This window comes from Streptomyces bathyalis (assembly GCF_015910445.1).
GTDB classification, from domain to species: Bacteria; Actinomycetota; Actinomycetes; order Streptomycetales; family Streptomycetaceae; genus Streptomyces; species Streptomyces bathyalis.
In genome coordinates this window covers 5,627,774-5,646,578 of sequence record NZ_CP048882.1, presented here as the reverse complement: position 1 = coordinate 5,646,578, position 18,805 = coordinate 5,627,774, and the positions used below count along the sequence as shown (strand labels likewise).

Annotated in this window: 19 protein-coding genes; 11 read left to right on the top strand and 8 right to left on the bottom strand. The window is 69.5% G+C overall.

Features of this window, described 5'->3' with window-relative positions; genetic code table 11:
- Positions 1–7: 7 nt before the first annotated feature.
- Positions 8–256 (top strand): acyl carrier protein, encoded by a 249-nt coding sequence (locus G4Z16_RS24455; protein WP_028434988.1) that lies wholly within the window; start codon positions 8–10, stop codon positions 254–256.
- Positions 257–356: 100 nt separating this feature from the next.
- The gene (fabF, locus tag G4Z16_RS24450) at positions 357–1,628 is read left to right on the top strand and encodes a beta-ketoacyl-ACP synthase II (protein WP_425508116.1); all 1,272 of its coding nucleotides are present in this window, start codon (positions 357–359) and stop codon (positions 1,626–1,628) included.
- Positions 1,629–1,722: 94 nt separating this feature from the next.
- Here fabF and G4Z16_RS24445 read toward each other — a convergent pair whose 3' ends face one another.
- On the bottom strand, positions 1,723–2,625 hold the full coding sequence (locus G4Z16_RS24445; RefSeq protein ID WP_197352815.1) for an NAD(P)-dependent oxidoreductase: 903 nt from the start codon (positions 2,623–2,625) through the stop codon (positions 1,723–1,725).
- A 34-nt stretch (positions 2,626–2,659) separates the two neighbouring features.
- The gene (locus tag G4Z16_RS24440) at positions 2,660–3,154 is read right to left on the bottom strand and encodes a DUF3145 domain-containing protein (RefSeq protein WP_197352814.1); all 495 of its coding nucleotides are present in this window, start codon (positions 3,152–3,154) and stop codon (positions 2,660–2,662) included.
- Between the two features lie 323 nt (positions 3,155–3,477).
- On the opposite strand from G4Z16_RS24440, the gene G4Z16_RS24435 reads away from it, so the two are divergent.
- From G4Z16_RS24435 to mmsB, 7 genes are all read left to right on the top strand, one after another.
- Positions 3,478–4,431, top strand: coding sequence for an SGNH/GDSL hydrolase family protein (locus G4Z16_RS24435; RefSeq protein WP_197352813.1), 954 nt, complete (start codon positions 3,478–3,480; stop codon positions 4,429–4,431).
- Positions 4,432–4,587: 156 nt separating this feature from the next.
- Positions 4,588–5,754, top strand: a complete 1,167-nt coding sequence (locus G4Z16_RS24430) for a mandelate racemase/muconate lactonizing enzyme family protein (RefSeq protein ID WP_197352812.1) — start codon at positions 4,588–4,590, stop codon at positions 5,752–5,754.
- Positions 5,755–5,756: 2 nt separating this feature from the next.
- On the top strand, positions 5,757–6,842 hold the full coding sequence (locus tag G4Z16_RS24425) for a zinc-dependent alcohol dehydrogenase (protein ID WP_197352811.1): 1,086 nt from the start codon (positions 5,757–5,759) through the stop codon (positions 6,840–6,842).
- Positions 6,843–7,026: 184 nt separating this feature from the next.
- The gene (locus tag G4Z16_RS24420; RefSeq protein WP_246531358.1) at positions 7,027–7,938 is read left to right on the top strand and encodes a hypothetical protein; all 912 of its coding nucleotides are present in this window, start codon (positions 7,027–7,029) and stop codon (positions 7,936–7,938) included.
- A gap of 3 nt (positions 7,939–7,941) precedes the next feature.
- Positions 7,942–9,087 carry a multiple monosaccharide ABC transporter substrate-binding protein gene (gene chvE / locus G4Z16_RS24415; RefSeq protein ID WP_197352809.1) on the top strand — a complete coding sequence of 382 codons (1,146 nt, stop codon included), beginning with the start codon at positions 7,942–7,944 and terminating at the stop codon, positions 9,085–9,087.
- 53 nt (positions 9,088–9,140) lie between these two features.
- Positions 9,141–10,730, top strand: coding sequence for a multiple monosaccharide ABC transporter ATP-binding protein (mmsA, locus tag G4Z16_RS24410; protein WP_197354871.1), 1,590 nt, complete (start codon positions 9,141–9,143; stop codon positions 10,728–10,730).
- 10 nt (positions 10,731–10,740) lie between these two features.
- On the top strand, positions 10,741–11,997 hold the full coding sequence (gene mmsB, locus G4Z16_RS24405) for a multiple monosaccharide ABC transporter permease (protein ID WP_197352808.1): 1,257 nt from the start codon (positions 10,741–10,743) through the stop codon (positions 11,995–11,997).
- A 159-nt stretch (positions 11,998–12,156) separates the two neighbouring features.
- Here the strand turns inward: mmsB and G4Z16_RS24400 are convergent, their stop codons facing one another.
- Both G4Z16_RS24400 and G4Z16_RS24395 read right to left on the bottom strand, forming a co-directional pair.
- Positions 12,157–12,585 (bottom strand): organic hydroperoxide resistance protein, encoded by a 429-nt coding sequence (locus G4Z16_RS24400; protein WP_197352807.1) that lies wholly within the window; start codon positions 12,583–12,585, stop codon positions 12,157–12,159.
- A 161-nt stretch (positions 12,586–12,746) separates the two neighbouring features.
- Positions 12,747–13,775, bottom strand: a complete 1,029-nt coding sequence (locus G4Z16_RS24395; protein WP_197352806.1) for an NADP-dependent oxidoreductase — start codon at positions 13,773–13,775, stop codon at positions 12,747–12,749.
- Positions 13,776–13,866: 91 nt separating this feature from the next.
- On the opposite strand from G4Z16_RS24395, the gene G4Z16_RS24390 reads away from it, so the two are divergent.
- Complete coding sequence (locus G4Z16_RS24390; protein WP_197352805.1) at positions 13,867–14,334, top strand: MarR family winged helix-turn-helix transcriptional regulator; 468 nt, start codon at positions 13,867–13,869, stop codon at positions 14,332–14,334.
- Positions 14,335–14,367: 33 nt separating this feature from the next.
- On the opposite strand, the gene G4Z16_RS24385 is transcribed toward G4Z16_RS24390, so the two are convergent.
- The 3 genes from G4Z16_RS24385 to ku all read right to left on the bottom strand — a co-directional run bounded on the left by G4Z16_RS24385 (position 14,368) and on the right by ku (position 17,379).
- Complete coding sequence (locus tag G4Z16_RS24385) at positions 14,368–15,243, bottom strand: SMP-30/gluconolactonase/LRE family protein (RefSeq protein WP_197352804.1); 876 nt, start codon at positions 15,241–15,243, stop codon at positions 14,368–14,370.
- Positions 15,244–15,331: 88 nt separating this feature from the next.
- On the bottom strand, positions 15,332–16,096 hold the full coding sequence (locus G4Z16_RS24380; protein ID WP_197352803.1) for an IclR family transcriptional regulator: 765 nt from the start codon (positions 16,094–16,096) through the stop codon (positions 15,332–15,334).
- A 164-nt stretch (positions 16,097–16,260) separates the two neighbouring features.
- Positions 16,261–17,379, bottom strand: coding sequence for a non-homologous end joining protein Ku (gene ku / locus G4Z16_RS24375; RefSeq protein ID WP_197352802.1), 1,119 nt, complete (start codon positions 17,377–17,379; stop codon positions 16,261–16,263).
- Positions 17,380–17,409: 30 nt separating this feature from the next.
- Between ku and ligD the strand changes: the two genes are divergently transcribed.
- Positions 17,410–18,300, top strand: a complete 891-nt coding sequence (gene ligD, locus G4Z16_RS24370; RefSeq protein ID WP_197352801.1) for a non-homologous end-joining DNA ligase — start codon at positions 17,410–17,412, stop codon at positions 18,298–18,300.
- A 123-nt stretch (positions 18,301–18,423) separates the two neighbouring features.
- On the opposite strand, the gene G4Z16_RS24365 is transcribed toward ligD, so the two are convergent.
- Positions 18,424–18,723 carry a YtxH domain-containing protein gene (locus G4Z16_RS24365; protein ID WP_197352800.1) on the bottom strand — a complete coding sequence of 100 codons (300 nt, stop codon included), beginning with the start codon at positions 18,721–18,723 and terminating at the stop codon, positions 18,424–18,426.
- Between the last annotated feature and the right edge of the window lie 82 nt (positions 18,724–18,805).

The window sequence follows — 18,805 nt, the reverse complement described above, 5'->3', positions numbered from 1 at the left end:
CGCCGAGATGGCCGCCACGCAGGAAGAGATCGTTGCTGGTCTCGCGGAGATCGTGAACGAGATCGCCGGGATTCCCACCGAGGACGTCCAGCCGGACAAGTCCTTCACCGACGACCTGGACGTCGACTCGCTGTCCATGGTCGAGGTCGTCGTCGCCGCCGAGGAGCGCTTCAGCGTCAAGATCCCGGACGACGACGTGAAGAACCTCAAGACCGTGGGCGACGCGACCGAGTACATCCTCAAGCACCAGAGCTGAGACGACGCCCGCGCGTTCGTCGCCATCCGCCGCGTCCCCGGGACCCGTACCGGGGCGCGGGCGAGGTGGTTCGCAAGGCTCACCCTCAACCAGTGGAGACATGAATCCAGTGAGTACGACCCAACACTCCGTGGTCGTCACCGGTATCGGCGCAACCACACCGCTGGGTGGCGACAGCGCATCGACCTGGGAAGGTCTGGTCGCCGGACGTTCCGGCGTCGCCCTTCTCACCCATGAGTGGGCGGCCGACCTGCCCGTCCGCATCGCCGCCGAGATCGCGGTGGAGCCCACGGAGATCATTCCGCGTCCCCAGGCGCGCAAGCTGGACCGCTCGGCGCAGTTCGCGCTGATCGCGACCCGCGAGGCATGGGCGGACGCGGGCTTCACCTCCAGGGCCGGTGAGGACGCCAGCGTCTCACCGGACCGGCTCGGTGCGGTCGTCGCCTCCGGCATCGGCGGTGTCACCACGCTGCTCGGCCAGTACGACATCCTGCGGGAGAAGGGCGCACGCCGCGTCTCGCCGCACACGGTGCCGATGCTGATGCCGAACAGCCCGAGCGCCAACGTCGGTCTGGAGGTCAACGCGCGGGCCGGTGTGCACACCCCGGTCAGCGCCTGCGCCTCCGGCTCCGAGGCGATCGGCTACGCGGTGGAGATGATCCGCACGGGCCGTGCCGACGTGGTCGTCGCCGGCGGCACGGAAGCCGCCATACACCCCCTTCCCATCGCCGCGTTCGGCAACATGATGGCGATGTCGAAGGACAACGACGACCCCGAGGGCGCCTCACGTCCGTACGACAGCGACCGCAACGGGTTCGTCATGGGCGAGGGCGCGGGCGTCATCGTGCTGGAGTCGGCCGAGCATGCGAAGAAGCGCGGCGCGCGGATCTACGCGGAGGCCATCGGCCAGGGCATCTCGGCCGACAGCCACCACATCACGCAGCCGGAGCCCAGCGGCAACGGCATCGCGCTCGCCCTGCAGAACCTTCTGGAGCAGACCGATCTCAAGCCCGACGAGGTCATGCACATCAACGCGCATGCCACCTCGACGCCGCTCGGTGACATCGCGGAACTGAAGGCGCTGCGCAAGGTCTTCGGCGACGACACCGACCACATGGCCATCTCGGGCACCAAGTCGATGACGGGCCATCTGCTGGGCGGTGCGGGCGGCATCGAGACCGTCGCCTCCATCCTCGCCCTGCACCACCGCACGGCACCGCCGACGATCAACCTCAAGAACCTGGACCCGGAGGCGGACGCTGACATCGTCGGCGGGGAAGCCCGCCCCCTGCCCGGGGGAACGATCGCTGCGCTGAACAACTCCTTCGGCTTCGGCGGCCACAACGTCGTGCTGGCCTTCCGTACGGTCTGATCCCGCACGCGGCACACGACGGCCGGGCAAACAACGCCGGGCAACAAATGAGGGGCAGCTCCCAGCGAGCTGCCCCTCATGCGTTCCTGTGCCGTCAGGTGGCTGCCGGGCCGCCCTCCTCGTCGTCGGAAGAGGGGAAGCTCGCGTAGTACGAGGCGGCCATGTCCTTCTCCCCGTAACCCAGTTCGGCCGCGCGCCGGAAGCGCTCCGCCCCCGCGGCGGCCACATCCATGCGCACGCCCGCTTCCTCGCCCGCCTCGACGATGAGCCGTGCGTCCTTCTCGGCGGTGGCGACGGCGAAGCTCGGGGTGAAGTCCCGCGAGCGGATCGCTCCGGCCTTGATCCGCAGATAGCCCATGTCGAGGGTGCCGCCTTCGACGGCGTCGAGGAAGTTCTGCGGGTCCACACCCAGGCCGTCGGCGAGAGCCATCGCCTCCACGGTGCCGTGCGTCACCGCCAGAACCCAGGAGTTGCAGACGAGCTTGAGGCGGGTGGCGGCGCCGGGCTCCTCGCCGACCCAGACGGTGCGGGAGCCGATCGCGTCCAGAACGGGCACGATTCCCCGCCGCGTCTCGCCGGGCCCGGCCGCGAGCACGAGGAGCTGTCCGGCCTCGGCGGGCCCGCGCGTGCCGAGGACGGGGGCGTCGACGAAGGTGAGCCCGTACTCGCCTGCGAGCCGGGCCAGCGGGGGGAGTCCTTCGACGCCGGCGGTCGTGCACTGGAGCCACACCGTGCCGGGGCGCAGACCGGGCGCGGCGGCACGTACGGTCTCGGCGGTGACGGGCCCGTCGTGCAGCATGGTCAGCACGACGTCGGCGCCTTCCACGGCGTCGCGGGGGCTGTCGGCGACGCGGGCCCCGGCTTCGGCCAGGGGCTCCGCCTTGGCTCTGGTGCGGTTCCATACACGGACGTCGAGTCCGGCACCGCACATGTTGCGGGCCATCGGGGCACCCATGATCCCGGTGCCGAGGACAGCTACGGAAAGCCGATCAGACATGGGGGCAGGCTAGTGCCAACCGGGCGGAAAGGACTCAGACCACCTGGTGGAGCCAGCGAACCGGGGCACCTTCGCCCGCATAGCGGAAAGGTTCCAGCTCGTCGTCCCACGGCTTGCCGAGCAACTTGGCGATCTCCGCCTCGAGTTCGCTCTCGCCGCGTGAGGCGCGGCCCACCGCCGCACGCAGCCGGTCCTCCGGAATGAGGATGTCTCCGTGCATCCCTGTGACCGCGTGGAAGATCCCCAGTTCGGGCGTGGAGCTGTAGCGCTCGCCCTCGGCGGCGGTGCAGGGCTCGGCGGTGACCTCGAAACGCAGCAGGTGCCAGCCGCGGAGCGCGGAGGCGAGCTTGGAGGCCGTGCCCGGCTCGCCCTGCCAGGAGAACTCCGCACGCCAGGTTCCCGGTGAGGCCGGCTGTCTGATCCAGTCGAGATTGACGCGGGCGCCGAGGACTCCGGCCACAGCCCATTCGACGTGCGGGCACAGCGCGCGGGGCGCGGAGTGCACGTACAGAACTCCACGTGTCGTCACCGGAACCTCCAGTGCGGTTCGAGGGCGTCCTCGCCGGACTGCCTCGACTACTGCCTGTCACGCGCCGGGCCGGCGCCTGACCTCCTGCATCACCGGGCACTTCTCAAGCAGCGCCGTGGTTACGAATAGTAAACACCATTGGCGCCAATTCTCCCCGAAGGGGACATGAGGTGACGCGGTGTAATATTTTGCTGTCGCCGAACACGCTCTCCGGCCCGTCGGCCCGATGCGAAACTCGCAGAAGAGCACGGGCCCAAGCTATCGCGCACCCGTGGACGAGTGGTGACGTACCGTCGCAAGGACAGCATGGAACGAGGGGGAAGATGCCGGAGAGACGCGGGGCCACGGGCAGCGGTCCGGGCACCGGCGCGCGGATAACACGTCGTGGACGGACCGTCGCGCTCGCCTCGGCGGCACTCCTGCTCACCGGAGGTCTCGCCCTCGCCGGCACGTGGGGCATCGGAAGTGGGGACACAACCGGGGAGCGCCCTCCCGGCGCCACGCGCCCCTCTCCCCCGCCTCCCTGGGACCGGCGACCGGAGTCCATCGCAGCGGTCGGCGACTCCATCACCCAGGGATTCGACGCCTGTTCCCTGCTTGCGGACTGCAGCCGCGCATCCTGGGTCACCGGTACGGACGCGTCCGTACGGAGCCTCGCCGAACGGCTCATCGAGAACGGCCCGCAGAAGCGCAGCTGGAACTTCGCCGTCAGCGGTTCCCTGATGTCCGATCTTCCCCAGCAGATGGAGCGCGCAGCGCAGGAGCGTCCCGACCTGGTGACGGTGCTGGCGGGTGCGAACGACGCGTGCCGGCCCACGGTCGGGCAGATGACCCCGGTGGAGGACTTCCGCGCCGACTTCCGTGCGGCGCTGCACACTCTGCGCGAGTCACGCCCGAAGGCGCACGTGTACGTCTCCAGCGTGCCGAACCTCAAGCGGCTGTGGTCCGAGGGGCGCGGCGATCCGTGGGGCGAGCGGGTCTGGAGCCTGGGCATCTGCCAGTCGATGCTGCGCGACCCGATGTCGGCAACTCCCGCCGCCCGGGAGCGGCGCCAGGAGGTGCACGAGCGGGTGATGTCGTACAACTCCGCGCTGAAGGAGGAGTGCGCGAAGATGCTTCGCTGCCGCTACGACGGGGGCGCGGTCTTCCGCTACCGCTTCACCAAGGCCGAACTGAGCCGCTGGGACTGGTTCCACCCCAGCAAGGCCGGGCAGCGCAAGCTCGCCGAACTCGCCTACAGGGGCATCACCGCACGGCACGAGGAGCGTCCGCGGTAGCGCGGGCCTCGCCCGGCAGTGCCTTCCCGCTCTCTCCACAAGAACCTCTGAACCACCCATTGACGCCGCTCACGGTGCATCAATAGATTCGCGCGGACAGCATTTCGAACATGAGTCGAAATCTCGAACGTCCAGCACCGTGAAGGACCGATCGCTGTGCGCATCACCGGAACAACCACCCACGTCGTCGGCACCCCCTGGCGCAACCTCACCTACGTCCAGGTCCATACGGACGAGGGGCTCACGGGGATCGGCGAGACAAGGATGCTCGGGCACACCGACGCTCTCGTCGGCTATCTGCGCGAGGCGGAGGCCAACCACATAGCCGGCTCGGACCCGTTCGCGGCCGAGGATCTGGTGCGGCGGATGAAGTACGGCGACTACGGGCGGGCCGGGGAGATCGTGATGTCCGGCATCGCCTGCGTCGAGATGGCCTGCTGGGACATCAAGGGCAAGGCCCTGGGCGTACCGGTCTGGCAGCTGCTGGGCGGCCGGGTCACGGACCGGGTGAAGGCGTACGCGAACGGCTGGTACACGACCGAGCGCACCCCGGACGCCTACCACAAGGCCGCGCGGGCGGTGGTCGACAGGGGCTACCGGGCCCTGAAGATCGACCCGTTCGGCACCGGGCACTTCGAGCTTGACAACGATGCCACCCATTATGCGGTCTCACTCATCGAGGCCGTAAGGGATGCGATCGGACCGGGGACCGAGCTGATGCTGGAGATGCACGGCCGGTTCAGCCCCTCGACGGCCGTGCGGCTGGCCCACGAGATGGCGCCCTTCCGTCCGGCGTGGCTGGAGGAGCCCGTACCGCCGGAGAACCTCAAGGCGCTGGCCAAGGTCGCGGAGAAGGTCCAGCTGCCCGTGGCGACGGGCGAACGCATCCACGACCGCATCGAGTTCAGGGAGCTCTTCGAGTCGCAGGCCGCCGACATCATCCAGCCCGACGTCGGCCACATCGGCGGGATCCTGGAGACCCGCAAGCTCGCCGCCACCGCCGAGACGCACTACATGCTGGTCGCGCCGCACAACGTGGGCGGGCCCGTACTGACCTCGGCGTCCCTTCAAGTCGCGGGCTGCACACCGAACTTCAAGATTTTGGAACACTTCAACGACTTCGCCGACGCGGAGATCAAGAAGGTCGTCAAGGGAGCGCCGCAGGTCGTCGACGGCTACTTCGAGCTTCCCACCGCGCCCGGCCTGGGCGTGGAGCTGGACATCGACGCGGCAGCCGAATTCCCGCAGCAGCAGGCCCGGTTCGACCTGTGGGCCGAGGGCTGGGAGAAGCGGGACCCGGCCGCTGCCGGAGGAGGCGAGTGAGTGTGAGCGGTCGCCCCCGTGAAGGCGGCACACCGTCCGTACGGTCCGTCGTCATCGACGGGCCGGGCGAGCACCGGCTGGCCACCGGACCGCAGCCGCAGCCGGGTCCTGGCGAGGTGCGCGTCGCCGTGCACGCCGCCGGGATCTGCGCCAGCGACCGGGAGGTGTACGACGGCACCCGCGCCGAAGGCTACGTCCGCTACCCGGTGACGCCCGGCCACGAGTGGGCGGGGACGGTCGAGGCCGTCGGCGAGGGCACAGTCCTCCTCGGCCCTGGGGGAACTCCCACGGAGCTGCTGGGGCGCAAGGTCGTCGCCGAGGGTTTCCGCGCCTGTCTGCGCTGCGAACGCTGCCGGGAGGGAGCGACCAGCCTGTGCATGAGCGGCTACGAGGAGACGGGCTTCACACGACCCGGCGCCTTCGCCGACTCGCTCGTGCTGCCCGCGCGGCTGCTGCATCTCCTGCCCGACGACGCCGATCTGCGTGCCGCCGCCCTGCTGGAGCCCGCGGCGGTCGTCGCGGCGGCGGTGCTGGCGGCCGAACCCCGGGCGGGTGAGCGGGTGGCCGTGCTCGGGACGGGAACACTCGGGCTGCTCGCGGTGCAGTTGCTCGCGGCGCACTCCCCCGCCGAGCTGCTGGCCGTCGATCCCCGCGCGCAACGTGCGGAGCAGGCCCTGACGATGGGCGCGACGCACGCCCGTACGCCGGGGTCCGCCGACGGCCCGGACGGCACCGGCACCGGCACCGAAGGCTTCGACCTGGTCGTGGAGACGGCCGGCGCGGCGACCACCGCCCACGACGCCTGCAAGCTTGCCCGGCGCGGCGGACGTGTCGTGCTGACCGGCATGTTCGAGCCGGGAGCGCGGGGCATCGATCCGGTGCATCTCTCCGTCAGCCAGCTGACCGTCCGCTCGGTCTTCGGCGCGCCGTCCGCGGCGTGGTCGTACGCCGTACGGGCCTTCGGCACGGGGCTGCTCGACCCGGCACCGCTCATCACGCACGAACTGCCCCTGACCGCCTTCGGCGAGGCCATCGGCCTCGTCGGCGGCGGCGACCCGGCCGTCGGAAAAGTGCTGCTGAGGCCCTGACCGTCGCCTGACGCTCACCGCCCCGGGCCGGTACACCCGCCGCGCCACCACCACACAACCCCATAAGGATGCGAACTCCCCGTCCCCGACCGTCATTTCCAAGGCCCCGACCGTCAGGAGCACCGTGCCCACCCGACCCCCCGGAACCCGCCGTCCCGGCGCCGACGCCCTGGACATCCTGGGCATGGGCGCCCCCGAACCCGACCCGGCCGACGCCTCACCGCACGCCTTCCCCGACGGCGGCACCTGGCGCACCGAAGTCCCCTCCTGCGAGGGGCCGGAGGCGCTGGCCGCAGTGCTGGAGGAGGCTTCCTCCCTCGACGTGCCCGTGCACCGCATCAGCCAGGGCAGCGGCGTATGGATGCTGACCGACGCGGAGATCACCGAGATGGTGGACGCGTGCGCCGAGCGGAACATCGAGCTGTGCCTGTTCACCGGTCCGCGCGGCACATGGGACGTCGGAGCGTCCACCCGCACGGATTCCGGCGGCGGCGGCCTGCGCGCCCGCGGCCACGACGCGGTGGCCGGCTGCGTCGAGGACGCCCTGCGGGCGACCGAACTGGGCGTGCGCTGCCTGCTGGTCGCCGACGAGGGCGTGCTGTGGACGCTCCATCAGCTGCGTGCCCGCGGTGAACTTCCCGCCGACACCACGCTCAAGGTCTCGGCGCTCATCGGCCCGGTGAACCCGGCCGCGTACAGCGTGCACGAGCGTCTCGGTGCGGACTCGCTCAACATCCCGTCCGATCTGACGCTCGCGCACATCACCGAGATACGCCGGGTCAGCGCCGCCCCGATGGACTTCTATCTGGAGGCACCCGACGACCTCGGGGGCTATGTCCGGATGTACGAGGCGGCCGAGCTGATCCGCCGCGGCGCACCCATCTACCTCAAGTTCGGCCTCAGCAAGGCGCCGGGCATCTACCCGTACGGCGCGCACCTGCGCGAGCTGACCCTCCACGGCGCGCGCGAACGCGTACGCCGCGGCAGGCTCGCCCTCGATCTGCTCGCACGCCTCGGAGCCGACGGCGGAATGTCACCGCTCGGCTCACGACTGCCCGGCACGCTCCAGCGTTTCCCCCTCCCCGAGAGGAACTGACACATGGGCACCCGCACACGCACCGCGACTCCAGCACCACGACGGCGTCGGCGAACCGCACCGGTGGCCGCCCTCGCAGCCGCCGCGCTGCTCACCGCCTCGCTGGCCGCCTGCGGCCAGGAGGCGAAGGGCGGCAGCCGCTACAAGCCGGACAAGGGCAAGGGGGGCACGGTCGGACTGGCCATGCCGACCAAGTCCTCGGAACGGTGGATAGCCGACGGCAAGAACATGGCCCGGCAGTTCAAGGCCGCCGGCTACAAGGCGGACCTGCAGTTCGGCGACGACAAGGTCGAGAACCAGGTCGCCCAGATCGAGAACATGATCGCCAAGGGACACCGGCTGCTCGTCATCGCCGCCATCGACGGTTCGGCGCTCACGGACGTGCTGCGCCGGGCCAAGGAGGCCGGCGTGCCGGTGATCTCCTACGACCGGCTCATCCTCGGAACCCCGAACGTCGACTACTACGCCTCCTTCGACAACGAGCGCGTCGGCGAGCTCCAGGGCGGCTACATCGTCGACAAGCTGAAGCTGGACGAGAAGAAGGACGAGGAGTTCAACGTCGAGCTCTTCGCGGGTTCCCCGGACGACAACAACACCAAGTTCTTCTGGGACGGCGCGATGAAGGTGCTGCGTCCGTACATCGACAAGGGGCAGCTCCACGTCCGCAGCAAGCAGACGAAGATGAACCAGACGACGACGCTGCGCTGGGACGGCGGCACCGCGCAGAAGCGGATGGACGACCTGCTCTCCAAGAACTACGGCTCGGAGGAGGTCGACGCCGTCCTCTCCCCCTACGACGGCATCTCCATCGGCATCCTCTCCGCCCTCAAGAGCGCCGGTTACGGCGGCAAGGACAAGCCCTATCCCCTGGTGACCGGCCAGGACGCCGAGCTGGCCTCCGTGAAGTCGATCATCCGCGGTCAGCAGACGCAGACGGTCTACAAGGACACCCGCAAACTCGCCAAGCAGGCCGTGCAGATGGGCGACGCCGTGCTGACCGGCAAGAAGCCCGAGGTCAACGACACCAAGACGTACGACAACGGCAAGAAGGTCGTGCCGTCGTACCTGCTGAAGCCGGTGAGCATCGACAAGGACAGCACCCAGCGCCTCGTCGACGACGGCTACTACACGGCGGGACAGCTCAAGTGACGGCCCCGGCAGAGCAGTCGGCGCCGGCGGAGGCCGGCGGAACCGTCCTGGAGATGCGCGGGATCACCAAGACCTTCCCCGGGGTCAAGGCGCTGTCCGACGTCAATCTGACAGTGCGGGCCGGTGAGATCCACGCCGTCTGCGGCGAGAACGGCGCGGGCAAGTCGACGCTGGTGAAGGTGCTCAGCGGCGTTCATCCGCACGGGAGTTACGAGGGCGAGATCCTCTTCGGAGGCGAGACCTGCGCGTTCAAGGACATCCGGGCGAGCGAGCAGCGCGGCATCGTCATCATCCACCAGGAACTCGCCCTGGTGCCCTTCCTCTCCCTCGCCGAGAATATCTTCCTCGGCAACGAGCACGCCACGCGGGGCATCATCAGCTGGGGCGAGACGCTGCGGCGTGCCGACGCACTGCTCAAGCGGGTCGGCCTGCCGGACAAGCCGCAGACGCGCATCGCCGACATCGGCGTCGGCAAGCAGCAGCTCGTGGAGATCGCCAAGGCGCTCTCCAAGGAGGTGAAGCTGCTCATCCTCGACGAGCCGACCGCCGCCCTCAACGACGAGGACAGCCGCAAACTCCTGGAGCTCATCGGGGAGTTGCGCGGCCAGGGCATCGCCTGCATCGTCATCTCCCACAAGCTGAACGAGATCCGCCAGATCGCCGACTCCGTCACGATCCTGCGCGACGGCCGCACCATCGAGACGCTCACGGTGCGCGAACACCCGGGCGACGAGCCGGAGATCTCCGAGGACCGCATCATCCGCGGCATGGTCGGCCGCGACCTGGACCAGCGCTTCCCGCCCCGCACCCCGTACACGGGCGAGGACGCGGGACGGGTCGCCATGGCCGTGTCCCGCTGGACGGTTCGGCATCCGATCGACCATCAGCGCAAGGTCGTGGACGACGTCTCGCTGGAGGTGCGGCGCGGCGAGATCCTCGGCATCGCGGGGCTGATGGGCGCGGGGCGTACAGAGCTGGCGATGAACATCTTCGGGCGCTCCTACGGCGTGTACGAGGGCGGCACCGTGTCCGTGGAGGGCCGTGAAGTCCTCACCCGCACCGTGCCGGAGGCGATCTCGCACGGCATCGCGTACGTGACGGAGGACCGCAAGACCTACGGGCTCAACCTCATCGACGACATCAACCGGAACATCTCGCTCGCCTCGCTCGGCGGACTCACGCGGCGGGGCGTCGTCGACGAGCACGAGGAGCGGCGGATCGCCGAGCGCTACCGGCGGTCGATGAACATCAAGGCACCCACGGTCCATGAGCAGGTGCAGCGGCTCAGCGGCGGCAACCAGCAGAAGGTCGTGCTGAGCAAGTGGATCCACGCCGAACCCGACGTGCTCATCCTCGACGAGCCGACACGCGGGATCGACGTCGGCGCCAAGTACGAGATCTACACGGTCATCGACAAGCTCGCCGCCGACGGCAAGGCGGTGGTCTTCATCTCCTCCGAACTGCCCGAACTGCTGGGCATGTGCGACCGGATCTACACGATGTCGGCGGGGCGGCTCACCGGCGAGGTCACGCGTGAGGAAGCGACGCAGGAACTCCTGATGCGGCACATGACCGAATCCCTCGACACCAGCACACCCACGAGCACCACCACCCCTGCCGACGGCACGAGTGAGAAGAGCTGAGGGCCGACCCATGACGACACCGACAGATACGCAAGCCCACTCGGACGGAAGTCCGCAGCCACCCTCCGGTTCTGGTTCCGGCACCGGCGGGGCGTCCGCGGGGACGCTGCTCATGGACGCCGTCCGCAACAACATGCGCCAGTACGGCATGCTCGTCGCGCTCGCGCTGATCGTCGTGCTGTTCCAGATATGGACAGACGGCTCGCTGCTGCTGCCGAACAACGTCTCCAACATCGTCCAGCAGAACAGCTACATCCTCATCCTGGCCATGGGCATGATGATCGTCATCATCGCCGGCCACATCGACCTGTCCGTCGGCTCGCTGGCCGCCTTCGTCGGGGCGGCCGCCGCGGTGATGATGGTCAAGCACGACATGCCCTGGGCGCTCGCCCTGGTGCTGTCGCTGCTGATCGGTGCCGCCGCCGGCGCCTGGCAGGGCTTCTGGATCGCCTACATCGGCATCCCGTCGTTCATCGTGACCCTGGCGGGCATGCTGCTCTTCCGCGGGGGCACGCAGATCCTGCTGGAGGGCCAGTCGATCGCGCCCTTCCCGAAGGGCTTCCAGGACATCGCCCAGGGCTTCATCCCCGAGATGGGCCCGTACATCCAGTACCACAACCCCACGCTGGTCATCGGTCTCGTGGTCATCGCCTTCGTGCTCGTGCAGGAATGGCGCGACAGGAGGCGGCAGTTGGCGTACGAGCTCGAGGTGCTGCCGTTCAATCTGTGGGTGCTGAAGTGCACGGCGATCGTGGCGGCCGTCGTGGCCTTCACGCTGACCCTGGCCAGCTACCACGGTGTGCCGGTGGTCCTGCTCATCATGTGCGTGCTGCTCATCGGGCTGGGCTTCGTGATGCGCAACGCCGTCATCGGCCGTCACGTCTACGCGCTGGGCGGCAACAAGGCGGCGGCCAAGCTCTCCGGCGTGAAGGACAAGCGCGTCACGTTCCTCGTGTTCGTGAACATGGGTGTGCTGGCGGCCCTCGCGGGATGTGTGTACGCGGCGCGGCTCAACGCGGGCACGCCCCAGGCAGGCATCAACTTCGAACTGGAGGCCATCGCCGCGGCGTTCATCGGCGGCGCCTCGATGAGCGGCGGCGTGGGTACCGTGCTGGGCGCGGTGATCGGCGGTCTGGTGCTCGGCGTCCTCAACAACGGCATGTCGCTCGTCGGCATCGGCACCGACTACCAGCAGGTCATCAAGGGGCTGGTGCTGCTGGCGGCCGTCGGGTTCGACGTATGGAACAAGCGCAGGGTCGGCTCCTAGGGGCCCGGCCCTGCCGGCGAGCCGCCGGCCGACGAGCAGGCCGAGGGCCGCACGGCTGTGCCGTGCGGCCCTCGGACGCGGTGCGGGTGACGCCGGAACGGGCGTCACCCGCACCGCAGTTGCTGTGCGGTGCTGTGTCCTGCAGTGCAGTGCCCTGCGTCAGGCGACGCCGAGCGTGACCTCGATGTTGCCGCGGGTGGCGTTGGAGTACGGGCACACCTGGTGCGCCTGCTCCAGCAGCTCCTTGGCGGTGGCCTCGTCGACGTTCGGTATGCGCGCCTCGAGCGCGACCTTGAGCCCGAAGCCGCCCTCGGGCAGGCTGCCGAAGCCGACCTTGGCCGTCACCGTCGACCCGGATATGTCTGCCTTCGCCTTGCGGGCCACGACGCCGAGGGCGCCCTGGAAGCATGCGCTGTAGCCGGCGGCGAACAGCTGCTCCGGATTGGTGCCCTCACCGCTGCCGCCCAGCTCCTTGGGCGGGTTGACCACGACGTCGAGCTTGCCGTCGTCGCTGGCGACGCGGCCGTCGCGGCCGTTCTCTGCCGTGGCCACGGCGGTGTACTTGACGTCGATGGGCTGGATGGACATGGATCCTCCTGTTTCGGTGGCGTGGCCGGGGGTCTCGCGCCCGGGACCGCCCGGCCGTTCCCGAGCCTAACCACCGCCACGGCGGCGCGGCGGCCCAGGTGTGTGCGACCGGAGCGCCGGATGGTCCGGCAACTCCGCATGTATGCAGGTCGGTCGGTGGATCAGTCGGCGAGAGTGACGATCATCTTGCCGGTGTTCTCTCCCTTGAGCAGGCCGAGGAAGGCGTCCACGGCGTTCTCCACGCCCTCGACGACGGTCTCCCGGTACTTCAGCTCGCCGGAGCGGATCCAGCCCGAGACCTCCTCGAAGAACTGCGGCATCAGGTCCTGGTGGTCCATCACGAGCAGCCCCTGCAGACGCAGCCGCTTGCCGATCACCATGGCGAGGTTGCGCGGCGCGGCAGGGGGCTCGGTGGCGTTGTACTGCGCGATCATGCCGCAGATCGCGGCGCGGCCGTGCACGTTGAGCGAGCTGATGGCCGCTTCCAGGTGCTCACCGCCGACGTTGTCGAAGTAGACATCGATCCCGGAGGGGGCCGCCTCCTTCAACTGGGCGGCGACGGGGCCGGACTTGTAGTTGAACGCGGCGTCGAACCCGTACTCCTCCGTGAGCACGCGGACCTTCTCGTCAGACCCGGCGCTGCCGATCACCTTGGACGCGCCCTTGAGCTTCGCGATCTGGCCGACCTGGCTGCCGACCGCCCCGGCCGCGCCCGAGACGAAGACGGCGTCGCCCTTCTTCATCGACGCCACCTCCAGCAGTCCCGCGTACGCCGTGAGACCGGGCATGCCCAGCACGCCCAAGTAGGTGGTCAGCGGGGCGAGTTCGGCCGAGACCTTGGTGGCGTACTTGGCCCGCAGTGTTGCGTACTCCCGCCAGCCCAGGTCGTGCAGCACATGGTCGCCGGGTGCGATTCCCTCCGCCTTCGAGGCGATGACGATGCCGACCGCCCCGCCGGTCATCGCTTCGTCGAGCTTGAAGGGCGGGACGTAGGACTTCACGTCGTTCATCCGGCCGCGCATGTACGGGTCGACGGAGAGATGGAGGTTCCGGACCAGGATCTCTCCCTCGCCGGGCGCTGCGACGGGGCCCTCACGCAGCGCGAAGTCACCGGGCACGGGCCAGCCCTGCGGCCGGGAGACGAGGTGCCATTCGCGGCCTGTCGTGGGGAGGGATTCGGGCGAGCTCATGTGGGGGCCTCTCGACGAATATGTTTCAGTGGCTGAAACAACATAGCACCTTGATATTTCATGTTGTCAAGTAAAGCGCTAGACTGCCGCCATGACCCCCCACACTTCCGCGGGAGCTCGCAGATTCGACACCGACCCCGTGACACGCGAGGTCGTCGAACTGATCGGCACCGTCGTAGCGCGTTACCACGAGGAGTACGAGCTGGCCGCGGCCGGCCACTCGCTGACCGGCGCCCAGGCCCGCGTCCTGGCCCTGCTCGCCCGCGAACCGACGCCGATGCGCAAGGTGGCGCGTCAGCTCAAGTGCGAACCGTCGAACGTGACCGGGATCGTGGACCGTCTCGAGTCACGCGGTCTCGCCGTGCGCCGCCCGGACCCGGCGGACCGCCGCGTGAAGCTCGCCGCGGCGACCGAGGCAGGCATCGACATGGCCGACAAGCTCCGCGCCGCTCTCGACTTCGCCAATGAGCCGCTGGCCGGACTGACCTCGGACGAACGCACCGTGCTGCGCGACCTGTTGCAGCGCATGCTCGGAGACAGGAAGCCCGGGGAGGAGTGACGCGGCGGAGAGATCCCGTGCCTCACTCCGCGGTCAGCCCTCGAAGGCCGGCTGAGGCAGCCCCTGCCCCGCCCCCGGCAGCACCAGCAGCGAGCCCGCGAGCGGGTTCGCCGCTGGATTCGCTCCGGCACTGGCGGTCGTCACATACAGATCCCGCAGGTCCGGTCCGCCGAAGGCGCACGCCGTGGGGCGCGGGACGGGCACCTCGACCGTGAGGTCCAGCCTGCCGTCCGGCGTGTAGCGGCGTACGGCACCGCCGTCCCAGAGCGCCACCCAGACGCAGCCGTCGGCGTCGACCGTCAGCCCGTCGGGATAGCCGGCGCCCTCCTCGATCTCCGCGAAGGCACGTCTCCCGGAGACGTCCGACCCGGCAGCACCGGGTTCCGCGGGCACGTCGAAGACGTCGATGCGGCGCGTGGGGGTGTCGTTGTAGTACATCAGCGAGCCGTCGGGGCTCCAGCCGATGCCGTTGCTCACCGTGACCTCCGGCAGCACCGTCACGGCCGCCCCGTCCCCGGTCACGCGCTTGAGATCGCCGCCGCCGGCCTGTTCGCCGTACGTCATGGTGCCCGCCCACAGCGCACCGTCCGGGGCGACGGCCGCGTCGTTGCCGCGCCGGCCGGGCACCACCTCGCGGTGCAGCCACGAGAACGCACCGTCCGGGCCGTAGAGGCCTATGCCGTCACGGAGGTTGACGACGAGACCGCCGCCCGCCCTCGGCTTCGCGGCCCCCACATGCTGTTCCGTGGACATGACGGTGCTGGCGCCGTCGGACGGATCGAAGGTGTGCACACGGGAGTTGAGTATGTCCACCCACACCAGGCGCTGCCGTGCGCTGTCCCAGGTCGGCCCCTCACCGAGCCAGGCCTGCGTCCGTACCGCCACCGCCACCGCCGGCCTCTCAGGCATGCCGCTCACCCCTTCTTCCGTACGGCCTTCCGGCCGGCCTTCGTATGCCCGTCCCGTTTTCCGTACGGATGTCTTCTCCCTACGCCCGTCACCGATGCCCGAGGCGGCCCGACAGTTCCGCCGCGCCCTTGGTCGCGAGGCTCTCCAGCTCGCCCCGCCGCTCCTCGCTCCAGCGGACCGTCGGCACCGAGATGCTCAGCGCGGCGACGACCTTCCCTCCCGCGTCCCGTACCGGCGCCGCCACACAGCTCACGTCCGGGTTGGACTCCTGCTGCTCCACGGCGACGCCCCGCTCGCGGATCTCCGCCAGCGCCTTCCGCAGCTCCTGCGGGGACGTGATGGAGCGGGGCGTCATGGCGACGAGCGGATCCCCGCCGGCCAGCGTCGCCTCCAGCTCCTCGTCGGGCAGCGAAGCGAGCAGCATCTTCCCCACGGACGTGCAGTGGGCGGGGAGCCGGCGGCCCGCGGCCGAGACCATGCGCACCGCGTGAGTGCTGTCGACCTTGGCGATGTAGATGACGTCGCGTCCCTCGAGGATGGCCACGTGCACGGTCTCGTCGCACGTGTCGGCGACGCTGCGCGCCACCCGCTGCCCCTCGGCGGCCAGGTCGAGCTTCTCCGCGTAGCGGCTGCCGAGCTGATAGCCGCGCACGCCCAGGCGGTAGCGTCCGGGCTGGTCCGGCGGCTGTTCGAGGTAGCTGCGCGCGGTGAGCGTGGTCACCAGCTCGTGCACCGTCGTACGGGGCAGCTGCAGCTTGCGCGTGATCTCGGGGGCGGAGAGGGTCCCCTCGCAGTCGAGGAACAGCTCCAGTACGTCCAGGGCCCTGGTCACGGCCGGCACGAGACGTCCCATGGCCCCCGCCCTCCCCTTGCTCGCTTCGCGCTTACCGCCGGTTCGAAATACCGACAGACGGTCGGCATCGCGAACAGACTAGTCACGCCATGACAGTGCCCACAATGCCGAGGGCTCGCCCGCCCTGCGCCACACTCTCGCCACTCGGGCGGCAGCGGCGGCTCCTAGGCGGACTTCCTCGCGCGTGCGGGCTTCTTCGCGGCCGTCTTCGCCGTGCTCTTCGCGGCGGGCTTCTTCGTCCCGGCGGCCTTCTTCGCCGCCGCCGTGGTCTTCTTCGCCGCGGCGGTCTTCTTCGCGGCCGGCCTCGCCGCCGTCTTCGACGCCGCCTTCTTCGCCGTGGCCGGCGTCTTCTTGGCAGCGGTCTTCTTCGCTCCCGAGGTCTTCTTCGCCGCGCTCTTCGCGGGGGCCTTCTTCGTACCGGCGGACTTCTTGGTCCCCCGCTGCTTCGACAGCTCGTGCACCGTGGCGTCAGGTGCCGCCGCCTCGCCGCCCTCCCCCCTGGACTGCCGGGCTGCCTGCACACTGCTCTCCAGCACGGCCATGAGGTCCACGACCTGCCCCTTGCCGGGGGCCGCTGCCGCTTCCTTGCCCGCCGCCGAGGTGTCGACGCCCTCCATCTTGGCCGTGACGAGCTGTTCCACGGCTTCCCTGTACTCGTCGTGCAGCTCCGACCAGTCCAGCTCCCCCAGCGTCTCCATCAGGGTGTCCGCGAGATCCAGCTCCGCGTCACGGATCGTGACGTCCTCCTCGGGCGCGACGCCGCTGACGGAACGGATCTCCTCAGGCCAGAGCATGGTGTGCAGCGCGATCACGTTCTCGTACACGCGCAGCAGCCCGAGGCTCTCCCGCCCGCGCATGGCCAGCTTGCCGACCGCCACCTTGCCCGAGCGCTTCAGCGCCTCCCGCAGCAGCGCGTACGGCTTGGTCGCGGAGCGGCCGTCACCTGCGAGGTAGTACGAGCGGTCGAGCTGGATCGGATCCACGTCCTCCGAGGGGACGAAGCCCAGGATCTCCACGGTCTTGGCGGTCGGCAGCGGCAGCGCCGCCAGGTCGGTGTCCGTCAGTTGCACGGTCGTGCCGTCGCCGGTCTCGAATCCCTTGCCTATCTCCTCCCGCGGCACCTCCCGCTCCTCCAGCTCGCACACCTTGCGGTAGCGGATGCGGCCGCCGTCGGCCGTGTGCACCTGGTGGAAGGAGACGCTGTGGCTCTCGGTGGCCGAAACCACCTTGATCGGTATGGAGACCAGCCCGAAGGAAATGGACCCTTTCCAGATGGATCGCATGGTTCGTCCCTTCTATGGGACTCTCAGGGTATGCCGTACACGGAGGTCGAGGGCCGCCGTCTCGCTCTCAGCAATCTCGACAAGGTGCTCTATCCGGCCACCGGATTCACCAAAGGTGAGGCACTGCACTATTACGTGACCGTCGCGGAGGCGCTTCTCCCGCATCTGCGGGGTCGCCCCGTCTCCTTCCTGCGGTATCCCGACGGTGTGGACTCCGCAGCCTTCTTCGCCAAGAACGTGCCGCCCGGCGCCCCTGACTGGGTGACCGTCCACGAGATCACCCAGGTCAGCAGCACCCCGCTGCACCAGGTACTCATCCACGATCTCGCCACCCTCGTGTGGGCGGCGAATCTCGCCGGGCTGGAGCTGCACACCCCTCAGTGGCGCGTCGAACACGAGGCACGGGCGGACCGGCTCGTCTTTGACCTCGACCCCGGCCCGGGAGCCGGCGTCCTCGAGTGCCGCACCGTCGCACTCTGGCTGCGGGAACGGCTCGCGTCGGACGACATCACTGTGCTCCCGAAGACCTCCGGCGGCAAGGGGCTGCATCTGCTGGCACCGGTCGAGGTCACCTCGTCCTCGGCGGTCTCCGCGTACGCGAAGAAGATCGCCCTGGAGGCCGAGGCGGCCATGCCCGATCTGGCGCTCAGCAAGATGGCGAGGGCGCTGCGCCCCCGCAAGGTCTTCGTCGACCACTCGCAGAACGCCGCCGCCAAGACCACCGCCGCCCCCTACACGCTCCGCGCCAAGCAGCAGCCCAGCGTCTCCACCCCGCTGACCTGGGAGGAGCTGAGCGCGGCGAGAAGCGCGGAAGAGTTGGTCTTCCTGGCCGAACAACTGCCCCTGCGGCTGGAGAACAACGGGGATCTGATGGCCCCGCTGCTCGATCCCGGTCTGGTCCGGCCGGTTCCGGGCTCCTGAGCGACGTCACCTTCGCTCCGGCGCGCCGGGGAGGGATCCGGATCCACAGCGCCGTCCGCACACGACGGTGGGCGGGCGGAACAGTGTGTTCCGCCCGCCCACCGCGGCGCTCTTCCGTACGGGCTACTTGCTGCCGGAGCCCCAGTCGTCGTCCATGGGGGTCCTGTGGTCGCGGAGCGAGCGGACCCGCTCGCTGACCGATTCCGGCAGCCGGTGACCGACCTTCTCCGTCACGATCCCGGCCGCTTTGGACGCGGCTTCACGGCCGGTCTGCGCCGCGCTCTCGGTGGCGTTGCGCACGGCGGGATTCTCGGACAGGCGCTGTGCCGTCAGCCGCAGCCGCTCGTAGCGCTCGCGGCCGGCACGCGTACCGAACACGTACCCGACGGCCAGTCCAGCAACGAACGTGAGCCGGTAGCGCATGGCTCCACCCTTCTCTCGGATCTCTCGGTTCCATCGGTTACCCGCGGACGCGAGGCCGAACCGATACCGATTTCGGAGTACC